Annotated in this window: 21 protein-coding genes; 12 read left to right on the top strand and 9 right to left on the bottom strand. The window is 75.7% G+C overall.

Annotation, left to right across the window (positions count from 1 at the left end):
* Genes ACN265_RS12325 through ACN265_RS12275 form a run of 11 tightly spaced genes read left to right on the top strand, consistent with a single transcriptional unit; the run spans position 1 to position 10,588 of the window.
* The gene (locus ACN265_RS12325; protein WP_363794901.1) at positions 1–483 is read left to right on the top strand and encodes a phage tail protein; all 483 of its coding nucleotides are present in this window, start codon (positions 1–3) and stop codon (positions 481–483) included.
* Positions 458–1,945, top strand: a complete 1,488-nt coding sequence (locus tag ACN265_RS12320) for a hypothetical protein (RefSeq protein ID WP_421407543.1) — start codon at positions 458–460, stop codon at positions 1,943–1,945. The genes ACN265_RS12325 and ACN265_RS12320 overlap by 26 nt, the downstream gene beginning before the upstream one ends.
* Positions 1,945–2,739 carry a hypothetical protein gene (locus tag ACN265_RS12315; protein ID WP_420118300.1) on the top strand — a complete coding sequence of 265 codons (795 nt, stop codon included), beginning with the start codon at positions 1,945–1,947 and terminating at the stop codon, positions 2,737–2,739. Before ACN265_RS12320 ends, ACN265_RS12315 begins: the two co-directional genes overlap by 1 nt.
* The gene (locus ACN265_RS12310) at positions 2,736–4,322 is read left to right on the top strand and encodes a phage baseplate assembly protein V (RefSeq protein ID WP_421407541.1); all 1,587 of its coding nucleotides are present in this window, start codon (positions 2,736–2,738) and stop codon (positions 4,320–4,322) included. The genes ACN265_RS12315 and ACN265_RS12310 overlap by 4 nt, the downstream gene beginning before the upstream one ends.
* A complete protein-coding gene (locus ACN265_RS12305; RefSeq protein WP_363653616.1) occupies positions 4,322–4,660 on the top strand; it encodes a hypothetical protein in 339 nt (112 codons plus the stop codon). Before ACN265_RS12310 ends, ACN265_RS12305 begins: the two co-directional genes overlap by 1 nt.
* Positions 4,657–5,133, top strand: coding sequence for a GPW/gp25 family protein (locus tag ACN265_RS12300; protein WP_420118303.1), 477 nt, complete (start codon positions 4,657–4,659; stop codon positions 5,131–5,133). Before ACN265_RS12305 ends, ACN265_RS12300 begins: the two co-directional genes overlap by 4 nt.
* Entirely contained in the window at positions 5,130–7,787 is a 2,658-nt protein-coding gene (locus ACN265_RS12295; protein ID WP_421407538.1) for a putative baseplate assembly protein, read from the top strand. The genes ACN265_RS12300 and ACN265_RS12295 overlap by 4 nt, the downstream gene beginning before the upstream one ends.
* Positions 7,768–8,400 (top strand): phage tail protein, encoded by a 633-nt coding sequence (locus ACN265_RS12290; RefSeq protein WP_421407535.1) that lies wholly within the window; start codon positions 7,768–7,770, stop codon positions 8,398–8,400. Before ACN265_RS12295 ends, ACN265_RS12290 begins: the two co-directional genes overlap by 20 nt.
* Positions 8,397–9,329: a hypothetical protein gene (locus ACN265_RS12285; RefSeq protein ID WP_420118306.1), complete on the top strand. Its 933-nt coding sequence runs from the start codon at positions 8,397–8,399 to the stop codon at positions 9,327–9,329. The genes ACN265_RS12290 and ACN265_RS12285 overlap by 4 nt, the downstream gene beginning before the upstream one ends.
* The gene (locus tag ACN265_RS12280; protein WP_420118307.1) at positions 9,326–9,781 is read left to right on the top strand and encodes a hypothetical protein; all 456 of its coding nucleotides are present in this window, start codon (positions 9,326–9,328) and stop codon (positions 9,779–9,781) included. Before ACN265_RS12285 ends, ACN265_RS12280 begins: the two co-directional genes overlap by 4 nt.
* Positions 9,782–9,838: 57 nt before the next feature.
* Positions 9,839–10,588, top strand: coding sequence for a hypothetical protein (locus ACN265_RS12275; protein ID WP_420118308.1), 750 nt, complete (start codon positions 9,839–9,841; stop codon positions 10,586–10,588).
* A 200-nt stretch (positions 10,589–10,788) separates the two neighbouring features.
* On the opposite strand, the gene ACN265_RS12270 is transcribed toward ACN265_RS12275, so the two are convergent.
* The 3 genes from ACN265_RS12270 to ACN265_RS12260 are packed head-to-tail and all read right to left on the bottom strand — an operon-like array spanning position 10,789 to position 13,909.
* Positions 10,789–11,613: a sugar phosphate isomerase/epimerase family protein gene (locus tag ACN265_RS12270; protein ID WP_421407530.1), complete on the bottom strand. Its 825-nt coding sequence runs from the start codon at positions 11,611–11,613 to the stop codon at positions 10,789–10,791.
* Positions 11,610–12,761: a dihydrodipicolinate synthase family protein gene (locus ACN265_RS12265; protein ID WP_421407527.1), complete on the bottom strand. Its 1,152-nt coding sequence runs from the start codon at positions 12,759–12,761 to the stop codon at positions 11,610–11,612. Before ACN265_RS12265 ends, ACN265_RS12270 begins: the two co-directional genes overlap by 4 nt.
* Positions 12,758–13,909, bottom strand: a complete 1,152-nt coding sequence (locus ACN265_RS12260; RefSeq protein ID WP_204922970.1) for a Gfo/Idh/MocA family protein — start codon at positions 13,907–13,909, stop codon at positions 12,758–12,760. Before ACN265_RS12260 ends, ACN265_RS12265 begins: the two co-directional genes overlap by 4 nt.
* Positions 13,910–14,064: 155 nt before the next feature.
* Here ACN265_RS12260 and ACN265_RS12255 point away from each other — a divergent pair, with 155 nt between their 5' ends.
* Positions 14,065–15,081, top strand: a complete 1,017-nt coding sequence (locus ACN265_RS12255) for a LacI family DNA-binding transcriptional regulator (protein WP_204923554.1) — start codon at positions 14,065–14,067, stop codon at positions 15,079–15,081.
* A 55-nt stretch (positions 15,082–15,136) separates the two neighbouring features.
* Here ACN265_RS12255 and ACN265_RS12250 read toward each other — a convergent pair whose 3' ends face one another.
* Genes ACN265_RS12250 through ACN265_RS12225 form a run of 6 tightly spaced genes read right to left on the bottom strand, consistent with a single transcriptional unit; the run spans position 15,137 to position 20,174 of the window.
* Positions 15,137–15,745, bottom strand: coding sequence for a bifunctional 4-hydroxy-2-oxoglutarate aldolase/2-dehydro-3-deoxy-phosphogluconate aldolase (locus ACN265_RS12250; protein WP_357930049.1), 609 nt, complete (start codon positions 15,743–15,745; stop codon positions 15,137–15,139).
* Positions 15,742–16,779 (bottom strand): sugar kinase, encoded by a 1,038-nt coding sequence (locus ACN265_RS12245; protein ID WP_421407524.1) that lies wholly within the window; start codon positions 16,777–16,779, stop codon positions 15,742–15,744. Before ACN265_RS12245 ends, ACN265_RS12250 begins: the two co-directional genes overlap by 4 nt.
* A complete protein-coding gene (locus ACN265_RS12240) occupies positions 16,776–17,693 on the bottom strand; it encodes a PmoA family protein (RefSeq protein ID WP_421407521.1) in 918 nt (305 codons plus the stop codon). Before ACN265_RS12240 ends, ACN265_RS12245 begins: the two co-directional genes overlap by 4 nt.
* On the bottom strand, positions 17,690–18,322 hold the full coding sequence (locus ACN265_RS12235) for a hypothetical protein (protein ID WP_421407519.1): 633 nt from the start codon (positions 18,320–18,322) through the stop codon (positions 17,690–17,692). Before ACN265_RS12235 ends, ACN265_RS12240 begins: the two co-directional genes overlap by 4 nt.
* On the bottom strand, positions 18,319–19,197 hold the full coding sequence (locus ACN265_RS12230) for a carbohydrate ABC transporter permease (protein WP_421407517.1): 879 nt from the start codon (positions 19,195–19,197) through the stop codon (positions 18,319–18,321). The genes ACN265_RS12235 and ACN265_RS12230 overlap by 4 nt, the downstream gene beginning before the upstream one ends.
* A complete protein-coding gene (locus tag ACN265_RS12225; RefSeq protein WP_421407515.1) occupies positions 19,197–20,174 on the bottom strand; it encodes a carbohydrate ABC transporter permease in 978 nt (325 codons plus the stop codon). Before ACN265_RS12225 ends, ACN265_RS12230 begins: the two co-directional genes overlap by 1 nt.
* Positions 20,175–20,194 lie beyond the last annotated feature (20 nt).

Below are 20,194 nucleotides of genomic sequence, written 5' to 3'. Positions count from 1 at the left end.
ATGCCGACCCCGGCCACCCCGCAACCGGGCGCACCGGTCGATCCGTACCGGGCGTACCACTTCAAGCTGCTCATCAACGGCATCACCAACGGGCACTTCACCGAGGTCAGCGGGCTGGAGATGACGATCGGCCGGCTGGCCTACCGGGAGGCCGGCAACGACCGGGTGCGGTCGGTCCCGGGGCAGGTCGACTACGCGCCGGTGACCCTGCACTTCGGGCTCACCCCGTCGCGCGAGCTGTGGGACTGGGTGCACGGCGCGGCGACCGGGACGGTGAGCCGCCGCAACGTGTCGGTGGTGCTGCTCGACGCCGCCGGCACCGCCGAGGTGCTGCGCTGGAACCTGATCAACGCGTGGCCGATGCGGTGGCGCGGCGCGCACCTGCACACCCTGTCCCAGGAGATCGCGATCGTGGCGCTGACGCTGGCGTACGAGGGGCTGGAGTTGGAGGACGGCAGTGCCGCGGCGTCCACGACCGCGTGACTGGCTGGCCACCCGGCTGCGGGCCGCCGCCGACGCGGTGGCCCCCGTCCCGGCCGTCCCGCCGGCCGACCCGGCCACGCCGGTCACCGACCCCGCCGCGCGGTGGGCCGGGCCGGTCCCGGCGTCGCGCGGGCCGGGGCAGCCGCCGGAGCACTGGCTGCGGACGGTCGCCGCGCACGCCCCCGGCCTGCTGCACGACCTGGTCGGGCCGGCCGCCGACACCCCGCCGGGCCCGCCGCCGGCAGCCGGCCCGCCGCCCGCATCCCACCCGGGGGTACGCGGACAGTCCACCCCGGCGTCCGCCGAGTCCCCGGCCTACCCGCCCGGCCCCGGTGCCCGCACCGCCGACCGGCATCCCGCGCCCCCACCCGTCGAAATGCCGCCGCCCGCCCCCACCCCGCCCACCGGGCCGTGGGGATCGTCGCCGGTGCCGGACCCGGTGACCGGCACCCACCTCCCCCGACCCGCCGGCCCGTCCGACGTCACCGCGACCTCCGCGTCGGCCGGTCACCCCGCACACCCGACACGGGCGCACGCCCCAGAGCCGATGACGGCACACCCGCCCTCGGCACACGGCCCCGACCAGGCGTCGGCGCACCACCCGCACCCGCCTTCGGCGCACGGTGCCGACCAGTCGACGCCCCACGGCCCGGGCCCGGCGACGGCGGACCGGCCCGGCCCGGGAGCACCGCCTGCTCCGGTGGCGGCGCGTCCCGGTCCGGGGTGGACGGCAGGTGCCGGGCTCGGGTGGCTGCTGCGACCGGGCCGGCGACGGACCACCCCACCCCGCCCACCGACGACGGGAACCGGCCCGGAGCCCGCGACGGAAGGCGGTGCGGAACTGGTCACGGGAACCGGTGCGGACCCGACGACGGGGGGCCACCCGGAGCAGGCGGTGGAGACCGGCCCGAGGGCGGGGACGGGACGTGACCCGGAGCGGGGAGCCGCATCCGGGGCAGGGGCACCTGATCTCCGCAGCGGGGCAGGGCACTGGCCGCCTCCCGACGCCGGCCGGGATCCGCGCACGCACCCGCCGGCCGGCGCGCGGTACCGGGCGTCCGAGTTACCGCCACCGGCCTGGCCGGACCACCACGCCCCCGGCCGTCCGGTCCCACCGGACGGCCTGACGGATGCCGGCACCAGCGCCGGTCGACGCCCGGCCGCCGGTCGCCGCACCGGAGGGAGGGCGTCCGACGCAGCGTCGGCGGCCGGCACCGACGCCCGGCGGACCACCGCGATCCGCTGGCCGCACGACGACCCGCCCCCGGCCGGCGACCCGTGGCCGACGCTGCCCGACGCCGGCCCGACCGGGGCGGGAGCGGCAGGGCCGCACGGGTCGGGACCGGTGGGGGCCGACCCGTGGCCGGCGCTGCCCGACGACGGGGCGTGGCGAGGGCCGACGGGCACCGCCCGCGACGACGCCCGGTACGCCCGGCTCGACGCCGAACAGCGGGGGTACTGATGGAACGGGTCGCCTTCCTGGTCGACGAGTCCGGCGTCCGCGTCGACTGCCTGCTCAATCCGCAGACCGTGCAGGTCACCCGGGTCGCCGGGGTACGACCGCGGGGCAGCGCCGAGGGTCGGCTCACCGGGATCGGGCTGGCCGACGACCCGCTGGCCTTCACCGGTGGCGGGCGTACCGAACTGGTGCTGGACCTGCTCTTCGACACCGACCTGGTGGAGGGGCCGAACCGGCCCGGGGACGTGCGCACCCTCACCCGGCCGCTGTGGATGCTGGCCGAGAACTCCGCCGTGGCGCACGGCTGGCAGCGCCCGCCGCTGGTCCGGCTGGTCTGGGGCAAGACGTGGAACGTGCCCGGGGTGGTGGTGGCCGTCGCCGAACGGTTCGACGTGTTCACCCGCACCGGCTCGCCCCGCCGCTCGTGGCTGCGGATGAAGCTGTTGCGGGTGGCCGAGTCGGCCGACGAGGCGCAGCAGGGCTTCGCCGAGGAGTTGGCCGCCGCCACCGCGCCCGGGACGCCCCCGGGGCAGGCGGTGGTGGCGGCCGGGGACGGTGCGGCCACGCCCGGCTACTCCGGGGTCCGGTTCGACCTGCTCGCCCACGACGCGCTCGGCTCGCCGCTGCGCTGGCGGCTGCTCGCCGAGCACAACCGGATCACCGACCCGTTCGCCGTGCCGGCCGGCACCGCCCTCGCGGTGCCCCCGCCCACCGTGCCGCCGCAGCCCGCCGGGGCGTCGCCGGTGGAAGGCGTGGGCGGGACCGGCCCGGAGCAGGCCGGCGGGGGTGTGCGGTGAGTGCCCACCCGTCGGTGTTCCTCGACGGCGTGCCGCTGGGCGGGGCGGCGGACCGGCGGATCCGGTCGGTCCGGGTGGCGGCCCGCCTCGACCAGCCGACCCAGTGCGAGGTGGTGCACGAAGCCGATCCGGGCCCGGGGGCGCGGGGTCCCGGTCCCGGCCCGGCGGTGCCGACCGGCGCGACGCTCGACGTCCGGCTCGGCGACGACCTGCTGTTCACCGGTGAGGTCACCTGCGTCGAGGTGGAGTACGCCGCCGACGGCACCGCCCTGTTCCGCTGGCTCGGCTACGACCTGCTGCACCGGCTGCGCAAGCGGCAGCAGCTCCGGGTCTTCGAGGCGGTCACCGCCGCCGACCTGGCCCGGGAGCTGTGCGGCGCGGTGGGGCTCGGCGTCGACGCCGAGGTCGACGGGCCCCGGCTGGACCGGTTGCTCCAGCACCGGCACAGCGACCTGGAGCTGCTGCGGGAGGTGGCCGGCCGGGCCGGCCTGCACCTGGCCGTCGAGGGTGACCGGGTACGGCTGGTCACGTTGGACGGTCACGGCGAGCCGGTGCCGCTGACCCTGGGCCGGACGCTGCACTCGGTGCGGTTGGCCGCCAACCTGGACCGGGCCGCCGGGGGCAGCGCCGCGCTGGGCTGGCATCCGCAGCGGGCCGAGCCGCTCGGCCACCGGGTGGACGCCGCGCGCAGCGGCCGGCGGGTGCCGTTGCGTCCGGACCCGGCGGCGGTCGGCGCGGACGGCGTACGGACCGTGCTGGACCAGCCGGGACGCGGCGACGACGAGTTGGCCGCGCTCGCCCAGGCCGGCCTGGACGACCGGGTGGCCGCGCTGGTCACCGCCGAGGGCGTCGCCGAGGGTGACCCGGCGTTGCGTCCCGGCCGCCGGGTCGCGGTGGCCGGGGTGACGGAGGATCTGGCCGGGGTGTACGTCCTCACCGAGGTGGTGCACACCGTCGACGCCAGCGGCCACCTCACCCGGTTCGCCACCGCCCCGCCGCCCTCCCCGCCGCGCGTCGCGGCCGGCGGGGCGGTGGTCACCCTCGGGGTGGTCACCGCCGTCGACGACCCGGAGCGGCTCGGCCGGGTCCGGGTGCGGCTGCCCGGGTACGGCGACCTGGACGCCGGCTGGCTGGCGGTGCTCTGCCCGGGGGCGGGCCGGGACAAGGGCATCGTGGCGCTGCCCGACCCGGACGACTCCGTGCTGCTGGCCCTGCCGGGCGGTGACCCGGTCGCCGGGGTGGTGCTGGGTTCGCTGTTCGGCACCGTCACCCCGTACGACACGGGGGTGGCCGACGGGCGCGCGGGCCGCTGGTCGGTGCGGACCGGCAGCGGTCAGACCATCGTGGTCGACGACGCGGCGCGGACGCTGCGGCTGGCCACCGACGCCGGCAGTTTCCTGGAGCTGACCCCCGATTTGACCACTCTGCACGCCGCGACCGACCTGGTGCTGTCCGCGCCGGGCCGGGCGCTGGTGGTGCGGGCCCGCAGCGTCGACTTCCTGCACGCCGACGCGACCGAGGACGAGGCGACCGCCCGCCGGCAGGCCGGCACGCTCGCCCGCGCCCACTCCGGAGGTGCCTGATGCGCTGGATCACCCTCGACTCGCTGATCGCCTGCGACCACGACGGCCGGGTCACCAACCGGGCGTCGCAGGGCTGGCTGACCGTCGCCGGGACGCCGGTGCTGGTCGACGACGACCCGGTGGGGCGGGACATCGTGGCCTGCCCCAACTACGGGCCGACGGTCAAACCGTGCGCGAAGACCCTCGCGGTGCGGGTGGGCTACAGCGACTGGCTGCGGGTCGACGGGCACCGGATCGTCCTGTCGCACCTGGCCGGGTTCACCGACGGCACCCCGCCGAACCTGGTCCGGCACACCGTGCACGACGCCCGGCAGCGCCTGGTGGAGGCGGACCGATGAGGGCGTTGCGGTTCGTCGGGGCCGGCTTCGACGCCGGCCGCGCCGGGGGCCTGGCGACGACCGCGACCGGCGGGCTCGCCGTGACCGACGGCGACGAGACGGTACGCCAGGCGTTGTACCTGCTGCTGTCCACCACGCCGGGTGAGCGGCTGATGCGCCCCGGGTACGGCTCCCGGCTGCACCGGCTGGTGTTCGCGCCGAACGACGACACCACCGCCGGGCTGGCCATCCACTACGTGCGGCAGGCGATCCGCCGGTGGGAGCCCCGGATCGAGGTGATCGACGTGGACGCCGGCCCCGATCCGGACGACCCGTGGCGGCTGGTGATCCGGTTGGACTACCGGGTACGGGCCAGCCTCTCCCCCGGTCAGCTGGTCCTCTCCGTCGACCTGCTCCCCGCCGACGCCGACCCGCCCGCGCAACGGGCCGCCGGTCGGTCGACCGGTGGCCGGGTCGAGGGGGACCGGTCATGACGCTGCCCGTGCCGCACCTCGACGACCGCACCTTCCTCGATCTGGTCACCGAGGCCCGGGAACGCATCCGGCAGTCCTGCCCCGGCTGGACCGACCTGTCCGCGCACGATCCGGGCATCGTCCTGCTGGAGGCGTTCGCGCACCTCACCGAGGTGATGATCTTCCGGCTGAACCAGTTGCCGGAGAAGGCGTACGTGCAGTTCCTGAACCTGCTCGGGGTCACCCGGCACGCCCCGACGGCGGCCTGGGCCGACGTGCGGTTCGTCCGGACCGGCGGTGACCGGGCGGCGGTGCGGATCCCGGCGGGCACCCGGGTCGCGGCGGCCCGGGGCGTCGACCCGAGACCCGTCGTCTTCGTCACCACCGAACCGGCGCTGCTGCCGGCGGACGCCGACGAGGTGACCGTCCGGATGCACCACTGTGAACCGGTCGAGGCGGAGCTGCTGGGCGTCGGCACCGGCCAGCCGGGGCAGGCGCTGCGGGCCGCCCGGGCACCGTTGGCGCGTACCGCCGAGGCACGGGACCTGCTGCTCGGGGTGGAGGTGCCGGCCGGGTCGGTGGAGCTGGGCGCGGTGGCCCGGGAACACGAGGGCGCCACGTACGAGGTGTGGCGGCCGGTGGACAGCTTCGCCGGGGTCGGCCCGCAGGCCAAGGTCTACCTGGTGGACCGCTGCTCGGGGCTGGTCACCTTCGCCCCGGCGCTGGACCTGCGCCCGCCCGACGCCGACCCGCCCGGCCCGGGACCGGCCGGCGTGGGACCGGCCGACGTGGGACCGGCCGGCGCGCTGGCGGGCGGCGGGCCGGTCACCGTCGCGGCGGTGCCGCCGGCCGGGGCCCGGGTGCGGCTGTGGTACCGGGCCGGCGGTGGCCGGGCCGGCAACGTCGCCGCCGGCACCCTGACCACCCTGCGGGACCCGCTGCCCGGGGTCCGGGCGGAGAACCCGGAACCGGCAGGTGGCGGACGGGAGCTGGAAAGCCTCGACTCGGCGCTGGTGCGGGGCCCGTACGAGTTCTTCGCCCAGCAACGGGCCGTCACCGCCCGGGACTTCGAGATCCTCGCCGCCGGCTCCGGCGGGGTGTCCCGGGCACGGGCGTTCACCCGGGCCGCCGTCTACAGTTTCGCCCGCCCCGGCGAGGTCGAGGTGGTGCTGGTGCCGTACGTGCCGCCGGAGGCCCGCCCGGGTGGCCGGCTGCCGGTGGCGGTGCTGCGCGCGCACGAGGTGGCGGAGTCCCGCCGCCGGGTGGAGGCGGACCTGGACCGACGGCGGGCGTTGGGCACGAGCTGCCGGGCCGGCTGGGCCCGGTACAAGGCGGTGTCGATCCGGGCCCGGGTGGTGGTCCGGCCGGAGGAGGACGTCGAGGCGGTCCGGCGGCGCATCCACGACCGGCTGCACCAGACGCTCAGCCCGCTGCCCACCGCGCTGAACCCGACCGGCTGGGCGTTCGGCGAGCCGCTGCGCGCGTCCAACGTGTACCGGATGCTGGAGCACGCCGAGCCGGGGGTGCGCTACGTCGAGTCGGTCCGGTTCGTGGTGGACGAGGCCCCCGACGCGCAGGTCCGCGCCGTCGCCGTCGACCAGTACCAGCCCGGCACCTGGTACGCGGGCCGGGGCCCGGTGCTGTTCCGCTCGTCCAACGCGGGGGTGGGCTGGGAACCGGCGGGCCGGTTCGACGACGACGAGACGGTGGTGCGGGTCGCCCCCGCCCCGGCCCCGGTGCGTCCCGGCGTGCTGGCCCGCCCCGGCGCGGTGGCCGTGGTGACCACCCGGGCGGCGGGCGGCTCCCGGGTGCACCTGAGCACCGACCTCGGCGAGACCTGGGCGGCGCTGACCGGCCTGGACTCGCGGATCACCGACCTGGCCTGGATCGACCGGGACGGCGCGGGCGCGCTGCTGCTGGCCACCGACACCGGCCTGTACGAGGTGTCCCTGCTGCCCGGGGCGGTGCCGTTGCAGATCCTGGTCGACCCGGCCGACGCCGACCGGGGCTTCTACGCCGTCCGGTCGTTCGTCTCGGAGCGCGGTGCGCCGGGGGTGGCGGTCGCGGCGCAGGCGGGTTTCGGGGTGTACCTGTCCACCGCCGGTGGCCGCCCCGGCAGCTTCACCCATGTCGGCCTGGCCAACGTGGACAACCGGGTCCTCGCCGTGCAGTACGACGGCCCGGCCACGCTGCTCTGGGCGGGCGCGGGTGAACCGGACCCGAAGAAACCGGGGCAGGGCTGCCACCGTACCCGGCTGTTCGAGTCCGACGTGAAGTGGCAGCAGGTGCAGGCCGGCTGGGTCGGCGGGACCTGCCGGGACCTCGCCTTCGTCGGCACCCTGGCGGTGGCCGCCACGCAGAGCGGCGGGGTGGTCCGCCTCGACACCCTGGCCGCGCAGCCGCAGTGGCAGCCGGTGGTGGTCAACTGCGGCCTGCCGCTGCGGGACCGGACCCGGTTCGTGCCGGTGGACGCGATCGCCGGGACGGGCGGGAACGGCCGGCTGATCCTGGCCGGTGGCGAACGCGGGGTGTACCGCAGCGGCGACGCCGTCGACTGGACGGCCAGCGCCAACCAGGCCACCGCCGACGTGGTGACCGTCCCCGACACCTGGCTGCTCTGCTCCGGCGAGCACGACATCGAGGTGGTGGGCCACGATGCGCCGGGCCGCGATTGAACGGCTGCTGCCGGCGGCCTACCAGCGGGCCGCCGGGCCGGGCAGCGTCCTGGCCGCGCTGCTGGACGTGATGGAGACGCTGCACGCCCCGGACGAGGCGCTGCTCGCCGACGTGGACGTGCTGTTCGACCCGTACCGCACGCCGGCCGGGTTCGCCGGCTACCTGACCCGCTGGGTGGCGATGGACCACGTGCTCGGCCCGCCCCGGCCGGACGCCCCGCCGCCGCTGCCCGTGGGCCGGCTGCGCGACCTGGTCGCGCACGGCGCGCTGCTGGCCCGCTGGCGGGGCACCCCGTACGGGATGCGGACCGCGCTGGAACTGGCCACCGGGGTCACCGGGTTCGTCCTCGACGAGCCGGCCGACCGGCCGTTCCACCTGGTCGTCCGGGTGCCGGCGGCGGCGGCCGGGCTGCTGACCGTGGTGGCCCGGATCGTCGCTGCGGAGAAACCGGCGGCGGTGACCGCCGAGGTCGTCCTCGCCGACGCCCCACCCGCCGGGGACCGTCCCGCCGACGGTGGGCCGGTGTCGTACGGGCCGGCGGTCGGCCGCGCCACCGTGCCCGCCCCGGGCCCTCCTCCCCCGCCCGGACCATCGCCTGAGGAGCCGTCATGACCACCGAATGGGCCGTCGTCGCCGCCGCCGAACAGTTCACCCTCGACCCGGCCAACCGGGGCGAGCTGACCTTCACCGTCTCCAACCCCGGCGGCGCGCCGGACACCGTGGTCTTCGACGTCGCGCCGGGCGAGGGCAGCCAACGGGCCTGGTTCACGGTGGCCGAGCCGCAGCGGGTGGTGCCGGGGCAGAACTCCGTGTCGTTCCTGGTCCGGCTGGCGGTGCCGGCCGGCACCCCACCCCGGCGGTACGACATGACCGGCTTCGCCTACTCGGCGAACACCGCGCCGGAGGAGAGTTCCCGCGCCAGCGGCCGGGTGACGTACGAGGTCACCGGGGTCGCCCCGCCCCGGCGGGCCCCGTGGCCGTGGATCGCGGCGGCGGTGGCGCTGGTGGTGCTGGTCGGCGCGGTGGTCGGTTACCTGCTCAGCCGCCCCGACGCCGCCCCGCCACCGGCCGCCGCCCGGGTGGTCACGGTGGAGGCGGAGTCCCTGCTCACCGGGGCGAGGACGGAGTCACCGGCGGGTGCCGCGGTGAAGGTGGTGGAACAGCCGGACTGCTGCGGGCTGGCCTTCTCCGGTGGCCGGCAACTGTTCCTGCAGGGGCTGGCGGTGGGTGACCGGGTCAGCCTCACCGTCACCCTGCCGGCGGACGCCACCTGGTCGTTCGCCGCGTCCCGCACCACCGCGCCGGACTACGCCAACACCATCTGGCAGGTCGACGGGGTGCAGGTGGGCGGCACCTTCCTCGGCTTCTCGAAGCAGCCGGCGCTGCGTGACGTCGAGGACGTCGGCACGGTACGGCTCGGTCGGGGCGCGCACACCCTCACCCTGGTCACGGTCGGCCGGACCCAGGGCACCGAGCGGTACTTCGCCGGGGTGGACCTGGTCCGGTTCACCGAGCTGCCCGCGTCGACGGGCCGGCCGTGAGCGGCCGGCGGAAGCTGCTGCTGGTGGCGGTCGCCGTGCTGCTGGTCGCCGCGTTCGTCGGCGCGCTCGGGATGGGCCGCGCCGGTCGCGGTGACCCGGCCGACGCCGGCGCGCTGGGGTGGCTGGGCCGGCTCGGTGGCGACGGCACCGCCGTGGACCCGGCGACGGTGCGGGCGGACTGCGACCGTACCGGGGACGTGCTCTCCTTCGTCGGCGGCTGCGTGCTGCGGGTGGACGATCCCGGCGGGCTGCGCACCCTGGTGCTGCGCAGCCGGGTGGCCTTCGCGGTCACCGCCCCCGCACCCGGCGACGCCGACCTGACCGTACGCGACGACGTCACACCCGCCGACGGGGGCGACGCCGTCGCGACGATCGCCGTCGACCGGGCCACCGAGGTCGGCCTGGGCTGCCCGGGAGGTGTCGGGTGCACCGTCACCATCGCCACCTCGTGACCGGGCGTCGGTCGGTGCCCCGGGTCGCGGTGACACCGGTCCGGGAGGTGACCCGGCATGGGTGAGCTGCGCAAGCCGTTCCTGCTGTTGGCGCTGCTGGCGGTGGCGCTGGTGGTGGCGCTGGAACTGGGCTCGTCGCTGCTGACCGGCGGTGGCGACGCGGGCGGGGCGCTGCTGGCCGGGGCCCGGGACCTGGGCGTGGACGTCGGCGAGGTGGGACGGATCAGCGAGCCGTCCGGTCGGGGCACCGGTTACCTGGCGCTGGTCGACGTGGTGGCGCTCTGGAGCACCGGCCTGTTCTGCCTGAGCCTGCTGCTCTCCGAGCGGGTGCAGGGCCGGGTGCAGGGGGTGGCCACCCTGGTCTTCGCCGTCCTGCTGATCCTGGCGTCGCTGGTGCTGCTGGTGACCGTCTTCGTCGAACTGACGGTGATGGTGTCGCTCTTCCTCGCCGTGCCCTTCGGCACGCTGGCCTACCTGGCGCTGTGGGGTTTCTTCCCGGTCGGCGAGGCCAGCCTGCTGCTCGGCCTGGTGCTGGCGTTGAAGCTGGTCTGGGCCGGGCTGCTGCTGCTCGCCCAGCCCCGGTTCCTGCAGAACAAGGGGCTCGTCCTGCTGGCGCTGACCACCCTGGTCTGCACGGTGGTGCTGGAGTTCCTGCACCGGCTGGTCCCGGTGATCCTGGTCAGCATCCTCGACGACGTCGGCGCGCTGGTCTTCGCCGTCGTGGCCCTCGTCTGGGGCCTGGTCCTGCTGGTCGGCTCCGTCCCCGCCATCGTCAAGGCCGTCCGCGCCACCGCCACCGTCCGGTGACTCCGCCGGCCGCCCGGCCGCCGGCACGGTTCGCCGGACCAGCGGGCGGCACGGTGGCGGGCGGCGGGGTGGCTGGTCGCACCGCTGGGGTGCGGCGGGGTGGGAGACGATGTGCCACCGACCGGTATGCCTGTCCGTCATGTTCATGACGGACAGGCATACCGGTCCACCCGGTACCGCCGTGCCTGTACCCACCAGGCTCAGGACACGTGCCCCCGGTAGGCGTCGATGGTGGCGGCGAGGATGTCCGGGCCGGGGCGGGACCAGAGCGCCGCCTGGAACACCTCGACCTCGACCGGCCCGGTGTACCCGGCGGCGTCGACCGCCTCGCGCAGCCGGCGCAGCTCCACACAGCCCTCACCCGGCAGCGCCCGGCCGAGCAGCGCCCCCTCCGGGAGCGGGGTCACCCAGTCCGCCGCCTGGAACGCGGCGATCCGGTCGCCGGCGCGGGCGATCTGCGCATACACCGTGTCGTCCCACCAGACGTGGTAGGTGTCCACCACCACGCCGACCACGGCGGGGTCGAACCGTTCGGCGATGTCGAGCGCCTGGCCGAGGGTGGCGATCACGCACCGGTCGGCGCTGAACATCGGGTGCAGCGGTTCGATGGCGAGGCGTACCCCGGCGGCCGTGGCCTCGTCGGCGAGCGCGGCGACGGCGTCGGCGACCTGACGGCGGGCCCCGTCGACGTCGCGGCTGCCCGGTGGGAGTCCACCGGAGACCAGCACCAGTTCCCGGGTGCCGAGGGTGGCCGCCTCCTCGAGGGCCCGCCGGTTCTCGTCCCACCAGTCGGGGGTGGTGAAGAACCCGCCCCGGCACAGTGAGGTGACGGTCAGCCCGGCGGCGCGGACCAGCCGGGCCGCCCGGTCGAGGCCGTACTCCTGGACGGGTTCCCGCCACAGGCCGATGCCGGGCACCCCGGCCGCAGCGCAGCCGGCGACGGCCGCCTGAAGCGGCCAGTGCTGGGCGGTGGCCTGGTTGAACGAGAACCGTTCCAGCCCCGGTGCCGGCACCACCCCGGTCACTGGGCCACCCCGGCCACGGTGAGGTACGCCCGGGCCCGCGCGGCGGCCAGCTCCGCGTCGGGCAGCAGACCGGCGGCGTCGGCGAGGACGAGCAGCCGGGCCAGGTGGGCCGGGGAACGGCCGGACTGCTGCCCGGCCAGCATGGTGAAGTGCTCCTGGTGCCCGGCCAGCCAGGCGAGGAACACGATGCCGGTCTTGTAGAACCAGGTGGGCGCGGCGAACAGGTGCCGGGCCAGCGGCAGGGTCGGGGCGAACACCGCGTCGTAACGGTCCAGATCACCGGCGTCGAGGGCGGACAGCGCGGCGGCGGCGGCCGGCGCGATGGCCGCGAAGACGCCGAGCAGGGCGTCGGAGTGGCCCTGTCCGTCGCCCCGGATCAGTTCCGGGTAGTGGAAGTCGTCGCCGGTGTAGAGGCGTACCCCGGCGGGCAGGCGGCGGCGCAACGCGATCTCCCGGTCGGCGTCGAGCAGCGACACCTTGATCCCGTCGATCCTGTGCTGGTGCTGTTTGATCAGGTGCAGCACCGTCTCGGTGGCCTCGTCGAGGTCGGTCGAGCCCCAGTAGCCGGCCAGCGCCGGGTCGAACATGTCACCGAGCCAGTGCAGCACCACCGGCTGGTCGGCGGCGGTGAGCAGTTCGTCGTACACCCGCAGGTAGTCGTCGGGGCCGGTGGCGGCGGCGGCCAGGTGCCGGCTGCACATCAGCACCGGGCGGGCGCCGGCGGCGGTGACGTCGGCGAGCTGTTCGGCATACGCCCGGGTCACCTCGGGCACCGTGGCCGGGCCGGGTGGGAGCTGGTCGGTGGCGACCCCGGCGACGATCCGGCCGCCGACCGCGCGGGCCTCGGCGGCGCTGCGCCGGACCAGTTCCCGGGTGGCCGGGTAGTCCAGGCCCGCGCCGCGCTGGGCGGTGTCCATCGCCTCGGCCACCCCCAGCCCGTACGACCAGAGGTGCCGCCGGAAGGCGAGGGTGGTGTCCCAGTCGACGGCGGCCGGGGCGCCCGGGACGTTCTCCGCGCACGGGTCGGCGACGACGTGCGCCGCCGCGTACGCCGTCCGGGTGGTCGACGGGCCGGCGGGGCGCTCGTGGCCCGCGCCCCCGCGCAGCCGGTGGGTGCCGCCGTCGGGCAGCCGGACGACGGCGGTCACCGGGACAGCTCCGGCACCTCGACCCGGCGGCCCTCCCGGGCCGAGCGCAGCCCCAGCTCGGCCAGTTGCACGCCGCGTGCGCCGGCCAGGAAGTCCCAGGTGAACGGGGAGCCGGTGACGACGTGCCGCAGGAACGCCTCCCACTGCACCTTGAAGCCGTTGTCGAACTCCTCGTTGTCGGGCACCTCGGTCCACTGCGCCCGGAAGTCCTCGGTGGCGGGCAGGTCCGGGTTCCACACCGGTTTGGGGGTGACCGCCCGGTGCTGGACCCGGCAGCGGCGCAGCCCGGCGACGGCGCTGCCCTCGGTGCCGTCGACGTGGAACTCGACCAGTTCGTCGCGGTGCACCCGGGTGGTCCAGGACGAGTTGAGCGCGGCGATGATCCCGCCGTCGAGTTCGAAGATGCCGTACGCGGCGTCGTCGGCGGTGGCCGGGTAGGGCCGGCCGGCCTCGTCGACGCGCTGCGGGACGTGCGTGGCGGCGACGCAGGTGACCGCCCGGACCGGGGCGAACAGCTCCTCCAGCACGTACTGCCAGTGCGGGAACATGTCCATCACGATGCCGCCGCCGTCCTCGGCGCGGTAGTTCCAGGACGGACGCTGGGCGGGCTGCCAGTCGCCCTCGAAGACCCAGTAGCCGAACTCGCCCCGGACGGAGAGGATGCGGCCGAAGAACCCGCCGTCGATCAGCCGCTTGAGCTTGCGCAGCCCGGGGAGGAAGAGTTTGTCCTGCACGACGCCGGTGCGGATGCCGGCGGCGTCGGCGGCGCGGACCAGCTCCCACGCACCGGCGCTGGACTCGGCGAGCGGCTTCTCGGTGTAGATGTGCTTGCCGGCGTCGATGGCCTGCCGGATGGCCTTCTCCCGCTGCTGGGTCACCTGGGCGTCGAAGTAGATCTCCGCGTCGTCGCGGGCGAGGGCGGCGGTGAGGTCGGTGGTCCAGTCGGTGAGGCCGTGCCGTTCCGCGACCGCCCGCAGCCGGGTCTCGTCCCGGCCCACCAGGATCGGCTCGGGCCAGATCCGGGTGCCGTCGTCCAGCGCCAGGCCACCCTGCTCACGCAGGGCGAGCAGGGAGCGGACCAGGTGCTGGCGGTAGCCCATCCGACCGGTGACGCCGTTGACGATGATGCCGATCGACCTTCGGGTCATGGTCGTCCTTCCCCTTTGCACATCGCATAGGTAAGCGCTTTCCTAGCAGCCTAGGTGGCAGCCCCACCACGGGCAAGAGGCCGCCGTCGCCCGTTGCGGTAACCTGTCCGCTACCGTGCGGCCCCGACCGGGCCCGGACACTTTCGGGGGTGCCCATGGCGACGCTGGCCGATGTCGCCCGCCGCGCCGGGGTCTCCCCCGCCACCGCCTCCCGGGTGATCAACGGCAGCAGCAAGCCGGTCGCCGACGAGCTGCGCGAACGGGTGCTGCGGGCCGTCGCCGACCTGCGGTACGTGCCCAACGCGCACGCCCAGCTGCTGGCCCGGCCGCAACGCAGCGTGGTCGGCGTGGTGGTGCACGACGTCTCCGACCCGTACTTCGCCGAGCTGACCCGGGGGCTGCAACGGGTCGCCACCGACCACGGCCGGCTGGTCATCATCTGCAACAGCTACCGCGACCCGGAACGCGAACTGGAATACGTGGAGCTGCTGCGCGCCCAGCAGGTCGCCGCGATCGTGCTGGCCGGCTCCGGCTACCACGACGCCACCTTCACCGCCCGGCTCGCCGAGAAGCTGGCCGCCTACGAGGCGACCGGCGGCCGGGTGGCGGTGGTCGGCCGGCACGAACACCCCGGCGACGCGGTGATGCCGGCCAACACCGACGGCGGCCGGCTGCTCGGCGCGGAACTGCTGCGCCGGGGGCACACCCGGATCGGGGTGGTCGCCGGCCCGCAGGTGCTGACCACCATCACCGACCGGCTCGACGGGCTGCGCGCCGCGCTCGCCGAGGGCGGCCACCCGCTGCCCGCCGAACGCGTCAGGTACGCCGACTTCGACCGCGACGGGGGTGCCCGCGCCGCCGGTGAACTGCTCGACGCCTTTCCCGGACTGACCGCGCTGGTGGCGTTGAACGACTCGATGGCCGTCGGCGCGCTGACCCTGCTGCGCGCCCGGGGCGTGCCGGTCCCCGGGCAGGTGTCGGTGGTCGGCTTCGACGACATGCCGGTCGCCGCCGACGTCACCCCGGCGCTGACCACCGTCCGGCTGCCCCTGGTGGAGCTGGGCGCACGGGCGATGACCCTGGCGCTGGGCCCGGCCGCCGACCGGTCCCGGGTCGAGGTGCTGCCGGCCACCCTGGTCGTCCGGGACAGCCTCGGCCCCGCCCCGGCCTGATCCGCCCGCACCGGGCCGGCAGCACGGCGGGTGGGTGGGCGGGGTCGGCACCGGCTCAGGCGGGGGTCGTCGCCAGCTCGGCGAGCCGGTCGATCTGCCGGGGGTCGGACAGCGCCGAACCCACCGCCACCACCCGCACCCCGGCGGCGAGGAAGTCGGCGGCGTTGCCCGCGTCGATCCCCCCGGTCGCCACGAACCGCAGTTCCGGCAGCGGACCGGCCATCGCCTTGAACCACTGTGGACCGAGGCTGGCCGCCGGGAACGCCTTGAGCCAGATCAGCCCGTGGTCGAGCGCGAGCTGCGCCTCGGTGGGGGTGGCCACCCCGGGCAGGTGCGGGATGCCGTAGCTGACCGCCGCGTCGGCCACCGCCAGGTCCAGCCCGGGGGCGACGGTGAACGCCGCGCCGGCGCTGGCGGCCTGCCGTACCTGGGCGGGGGTGCGCACCGTGCCGGCCCCGACCCGGCGGCCCCGGTCCTTGCCGGCCTCCACCGCCGCCCGCAGGGACAGCGTGGCGTCCGGGGTACGGATCGGCACCTCGACCACGTCGATGCCGAGGTTCCAGGCCCGTTCGGCGAGCCGGACGGTCTCCGTCGGCGGCAGGTCCCGCAGGATCACCATCACCCGTGCGGTGCCGAACAGGGGTGCGAAGTCGTGCGCGGTCATCGACCGTTCCTTCCGGTGGCGGGGGTGGGGAGCAGGCCGGCGTCGACCAGGTCCAGGCTCGCCCAGTCCTGCGCCGGCAGCGCGAGGAGCCGATCGACCAACGCCCGCCGCGGCGGCGGGGCGGTGTCCCCGGCGACGGTCAGGGCGGGGGCCGCGCAGAGGTGCCCGAGCCGCAGGCAGCGGTCCAGGTCGAGGCCGCGCAGCAGCCCCGACAGGAGACCGGCGGCGAAGGCGTCACCGGCCCCGACCGGCTCGTGCACCGGCACCCGCAGCGCCGGCACGAAGACGGCCGCCGCGCCGCGGGGCAGCGCGGTGACCCCGACGGCGGCGTCCTTGACCACCACCAGTTCCGGGCCGGGCAGCAGGTCGCGGACGGCGGTCGGCTCGGTGACGCCCCACAGGGTGTGCGCCTCGTCGAGGCCGACCAGGACCACGTCGGCGGCGTCGGCGAGCCCGCGCAGCACCGGCGCGGCGGTCGCCGCCGACCAGAGCCGGGCCCGGTGGTTGACGTCGAAGGTGACCCGGGCGGCGGGCAGCGGCCGGTCGGTGACCGCCCGGCGGACCAGGGCCGCGCAGGACGGCGAGAGGGCGGCGGTCACCCCGGACAGGTGCAGCAGCCGCGCCCCGGCCAGCGCCGGCTCGTCGAGCACCCCCGGGTGCAGGCGGGAGGCCGCGGACCCGGACCGGTAGTAGTGCACGGTCGTGCCGTCGGGCGTCGGGTCCTTGAGGTAGACGCCGGTCGGCGCGGTCGGGTCGACGGTGACCAGGCCGGTGTCCACCCCGGTGGCGGCGACGTGCCGCCGGACCCGCCGGCCGAACGGGTCGTCGCCGACCCGGCTGACCCAGGCCGTCCGGTGGCCGAGGGCGGCGAGCGCGCACGCCACGTTGGATTCCGCGCCGCCGACCGAGACGCCCAACCGGTCGGCCCGGTCCAGCGGACCGGTCGGGTCGGGGCCGAGCACCACCATCGACTCGCCGACGGTGACCACCTCCGGGCCGGGCCCGGCCCCGCCGGTCGGGTCGGCGGCGGTCACTGTGGCTCCGCGGCGGCGAGCAGCGCGGTGACGCCGGCCCGGTCGCGTACCCCGTCGGCGACCAGCACCCGGTGCCGGCCGGTGCGCCGGCCACCGGCGGGCACCACGGCCGGCCGGTCGAAGGCGAAGGCCACGCAGACCCCCGGATACATCGCCGTCCGCACGAACCACCGGTCGCCGAGCCCCAGCCCGGTGAAGACCAGGGTGTACGCCCCACCGCCCGGCGCGACCGCGGTGAGCGCGACCCAGCGGGCGGCGCTGCCGTTGGCGGCCTGCTCGCCGTCGGCGTCGGCGGTGAACGTCACCGGCTCACCGTCGGCGACGGCCCGCCAGAAGAAGCCGCCGTAGCCGGCCCCGCCGGGCCGCCCGTTGGTGGCCGGGCTGCCCAGGTGGACGTCACGCCCGGCCGGGGCGGTGAGGGTGTAGTCGACGTCGAGCGCCCAGGCGTCCGGGGTCACCGGGCTCGCGGCGAGCCGGCGGTGCTCGGTGAGCAGCACCCCGCCGGCCCGGTCGCGCCACTGCAACGCGTGTGCCAGCCGGTCCGGCGCGCGCTCCCGCCAGTGCGTGTGCGCGATCACGCCGTGGTCGTCGCGCCAGGTGTAGCCGGTGTCCCGGACGTACGTCCGGCCGCCCCACAGGTTGGTGCCGTCGACGTCCTGCACGGCCAGCGACGCCCCGAGGTGCCAGACGTGGTCGGCGGGCAGCGCGTCGGTGACCGGGGTGCCGGCCAGGGTCCGGACCGGGTGCAGGTAGGGCCGGGGGCCGTGCTTCGGGTCCAGGTCGGGGCGCAGCACGTACCGGGCCACCTCGACGTCGCCGAGGCGCAGCCGGGGATCGTCGTCGGCCGGTTCCGGGGCGGCGTGGGTCGGGGCCGGGCCGGGGCCGGCCGGAACGGACTGGGGGTGACCGGTCACGGTGCCTCCATCCGGGCGGTGGGCCGGCGGGCGGCGACCGCGTGCAGGGCGGCCAGCGCGTAGCCGGCCAGGATCGGCACCGCCACCGGGGTGACCAGTATCCCCAACACCCCGGCCACCGCGCAGACCCCGCCGGCCGCCGCCCAGGTCCCCGGCCGGGCCAGGCCGGTCCGGGCGGCGACCCGGGCCGCCGCCCGGAAGCCCCGTCCGCCGGTACGACCGATCGCCACCACGGTCAGCCCGGCGTACCCGGCCAGGGCGGCGGTGACCACGGCGGTGCCGGCCAGCGCGACGCCGCCACCGGGCACCCGGCCGCTGGCCAGCGCGACCAGGTCGACGCCGAGCGCGACGGCGACGGCCAGCCCGACGGCGCTGGCGACCAGCCCGGCGGGCAGGGCCCGACCGAACCGGGACAGCGTGGTGCGCAGGTCCGGCCAACCGCCGAGGGTCAGCCGGTCGTGCACGGCGGCGCTGGCGGTGGCCAGGGCCGGGGCAAGGGTGAGCACCGGCAGCGCGGCCAGCGTCACGGCGAACCCGAGCAGCGCCAGGTCGGTGGCGTCGCGCAGGGTGTCGCGCCAGTCCCGGCGGGCGGGTACGGCGTCCTCCTGCGACAGCGGGGCTGCGGTCATCCCTTCAACCCGCTGGTGTTGATGCCCTCGACCAGCATCCGCTGGAAGGCCAGGAAGAACAGGAACACCGGCAGCAGCGACAGCACCGACATGGCGAACATCGGGCCGACCGCGCTCTGGCTGGTGGAGTCGATGAACAGGGTCAGCGCCACCGGCACCGTGTAGTCGTCCAGGCTGGACAGGAAGACCAGTTGCCGGAAGAAGTCGTTCCACGTCCAGATGAACGAGAAGATCGCGGTGGTGACCAGCGCCGGGCGGCTCAGCGGCAGGATGACGTGCCGGAAGATGCCGTACGGGCTGGCCCCGTCGATCTTGGCGGCCTCGTCGAGTTCGCGCGGGATGCCCCGCATGAACTGCACCATGAGGAACACGAAGAACGCCTCGGTGGCCAGGAACTGCGGGATGAGCAGCGGCAGGTAGGGCCAGTCCCCGCCGACCAGGCCGAGGCTGCGGAACAGGATGTACTGGGGCACGATCAGCACGTGGCCGGGGAGCAGCAGGGTGCCGATCATGACGGCGAACCAGACCCCCCGCAGCCGGAACCGCAACCGGGCCAGGGCGTACGCGGCGAGCAGGCAGGAGACCGCGTTGCCGACCACGGTCAACAGGCTGACCATGGCGCTGTTGAGGAAGAACGTGCCGAAGCTGAGGTCGAAGTTGCCCCAGCCGGCGTAGTAGTTGCCCGGGGTGAAGCGCTCGGGCAGCAGGCCGATGTTGTTGACGATCTCTTCCTGCGACTTGACCGAGGTGCCCACCATCCACAGCAGCGGGTAGAGCACCACCGCCACGATCACGATCAGCACCAGCAGGCGCACGGCCTGCCGGCCGCCCTGCCGCCGGCCGGGCCGTCGCGTCGTCGAGGTCACCGCCACCATCACTTCTCCCCGTCGGAGTAGTGCACCCAGAACCGCCCGGTGCTGAAGAAGACCACGGTGATCAGGCCGATCGCGAGCAGGAACACCCAGGCCATCGCGGAGGCGTAGCCCATCTCCAGGTCGGTGAAGCCGGAGATGTAGAGCTTCAGCGTGTACATCAGGGTGGAGTCGACCGGCCCGCCGGTGCCGTTGCTGAGCACGAAGGCGGCGGTGAAGCCCTGGAACCCGTTGATGGTCTCCAGCACCAGGTTGAAGAAGATGACCGGGGAGAGCATCGGCAGGGTGACGTGCCAGAACTGGCGGAACCGGCCGGCGCCGTCGACGGAGGCGGCCTCGTACAGCTCGGTGGGGACCTGCTTCAACCCGGCCAGGAAGATCACCATGGGCGCGCCGAACTGCCAGATGGCCAGCACCATCAGGGTCTGCAACGCCCAGTCCGGGTCGCTGACCCAGGGCAGCCCCTCGATGCCGAACAGCGCGAGGAACGAGTTGAACGCGCCGTCCCGGTTGAACATGTTGACCCAGACGATGGCCAGCGCGACGCTGCCGCCGAGCAGGGACGGCAGGTAGAACAGCGCCCGGAACAGGCCCACCCCCCGCCACGCCTTGTTGAGCAGCAGCGCCACCCCGAGGGCGGCGGCCAGCTTCAGCGGCACCGCCACCAGGGCGAAGGTCACCGTCACCCGCACCGCGTGCCAGTACGACGGGTCGTCGGTGAACATCCGCTCGTAGTTGGCCAGGCCCACCCACTGCACCTCGGACAGCGGGGTGAGGATGTCGTAGTTGGTGAAGCTCAGCCAGAGCGAGAGCAGCATGGGGATCGCCGTGACGCCCATCAGTCCGATGAGCCAGGGCGAGAGGAATACGTACCCCGCCAGTCCTTCGGCGTGCCGGTCCCGCCCGCCCCGACGCCGCTTGGCGTGGGGGCGGGCGGGACCGGTGCGTCCGGTCCGGCCGGGCACCGTGGTGAGGGCCACGGGTCCGGCTCCTTTCGTCG

It is taken from the genome of Micromonospora sp. WMMD730, assembly GCF_049178955.1.
GTDB classification, from domain to species: domain Bacteria; phylum Actinomycetota; class Actinomycetes; order Mycobacteriales; family Micromonosporaceae; genus Micromonospora; species Micromonospora wenchangensis.
The sequence above is the reverse complement of the archived record's forward strand: the minus strand, read 5'-3'. Positions and strand labels throughout refer to the sequence as shown.

Coding starts and splice junctions, on each gene's coding strand:
- ACN265_RS12325 (WP_363794901.1), top strand. CDS start 1: ATGCCGACCCCGGCCACCCCGCAACCGGGCGCACCGGTCGATCCGTAC.
- ACN265_RS12315 (WP_420118300.1), top strand. CDS start 1,945: ATGGAACGGGTCGCCTTCCTGGTCGACGAGTCCGGCGTCCGCGTCGAC.
- ACN265_RS12305 (WP_363653616.1), top strand. CDS start 4,322: ATGCGCTGGATCACCCTCGACTCGCTGATCGCCTGCGACCACGACGGC.
- ACN265_RS12300 (WP_420118303.1), top strand. CDS start 4,657: ATGAGGGCGTTGCGGTTCGTCGGGGCCGGCTTCGACGCCGGCCGCGCC.
- ACN265_RS12295 (WP_421407538.1), top strand. CDS start 5,130: ATGACGCTGCCCGTGCCGCACCTCGACGACCGCACCTTCCTCGATCTG.
- ACN265_RS12290 (WP_421407535.1), top strand. CDS start 7,768: ATGCGCCGGGCCGCGATTGAACGGCTGCTGCCGGCGGCCTACCAGCGG.
- ACN265_RS12285 (WP_420118306.1), top strand. CDS start 8,397: ATGACCACCGAATGGGCCGTCGTCGCCGCCGCCGAACAGTTCACCCTC.
- ACN265_RS12275 (WP_420118308.1), top strand. CDS start 9,839: ATGGGTGAGCTGCGCAAGCCGTTCCTGCTGTTGGCGCTGCTGGCGGTG.
- ACN265_RS12260 (WP_204922970.1), bottom strand. CDS start 13,909: ATGACCCGAAGGTCGATCGGCATCATCGTCAACGGCGTCACCGGTCGG.
- ACN265_RS12255 (WP_204923554.1), top strand. CDS start 14,065: ATGGCGACGCTGGCCGATGTCGCCCGCCGCGCCGGGGTCTCCCCCGCC.
- ACN265_RS12250 (WP_357930049.1), bottom strand. CDS start 15,745: ATGACCGCGCACGACTTCGCACCCCTGTTCGGCACCGCACGGGTGATG.
- ACN265_RS12235 (WP_421407519.1), bottom strand. CDS start 18,322: ATGACCGCAGCCCCGCTGTCGCAGGAGGACGCCGTACCCGCCCGCCGG.
- ACN265_RS12230 (WP_421407517.1), bottom strand. CDS start 19,197: ATGGTGGCGGTGACCTCGACGACGCGACGGCCCGGCCGGCGGCAGGGC.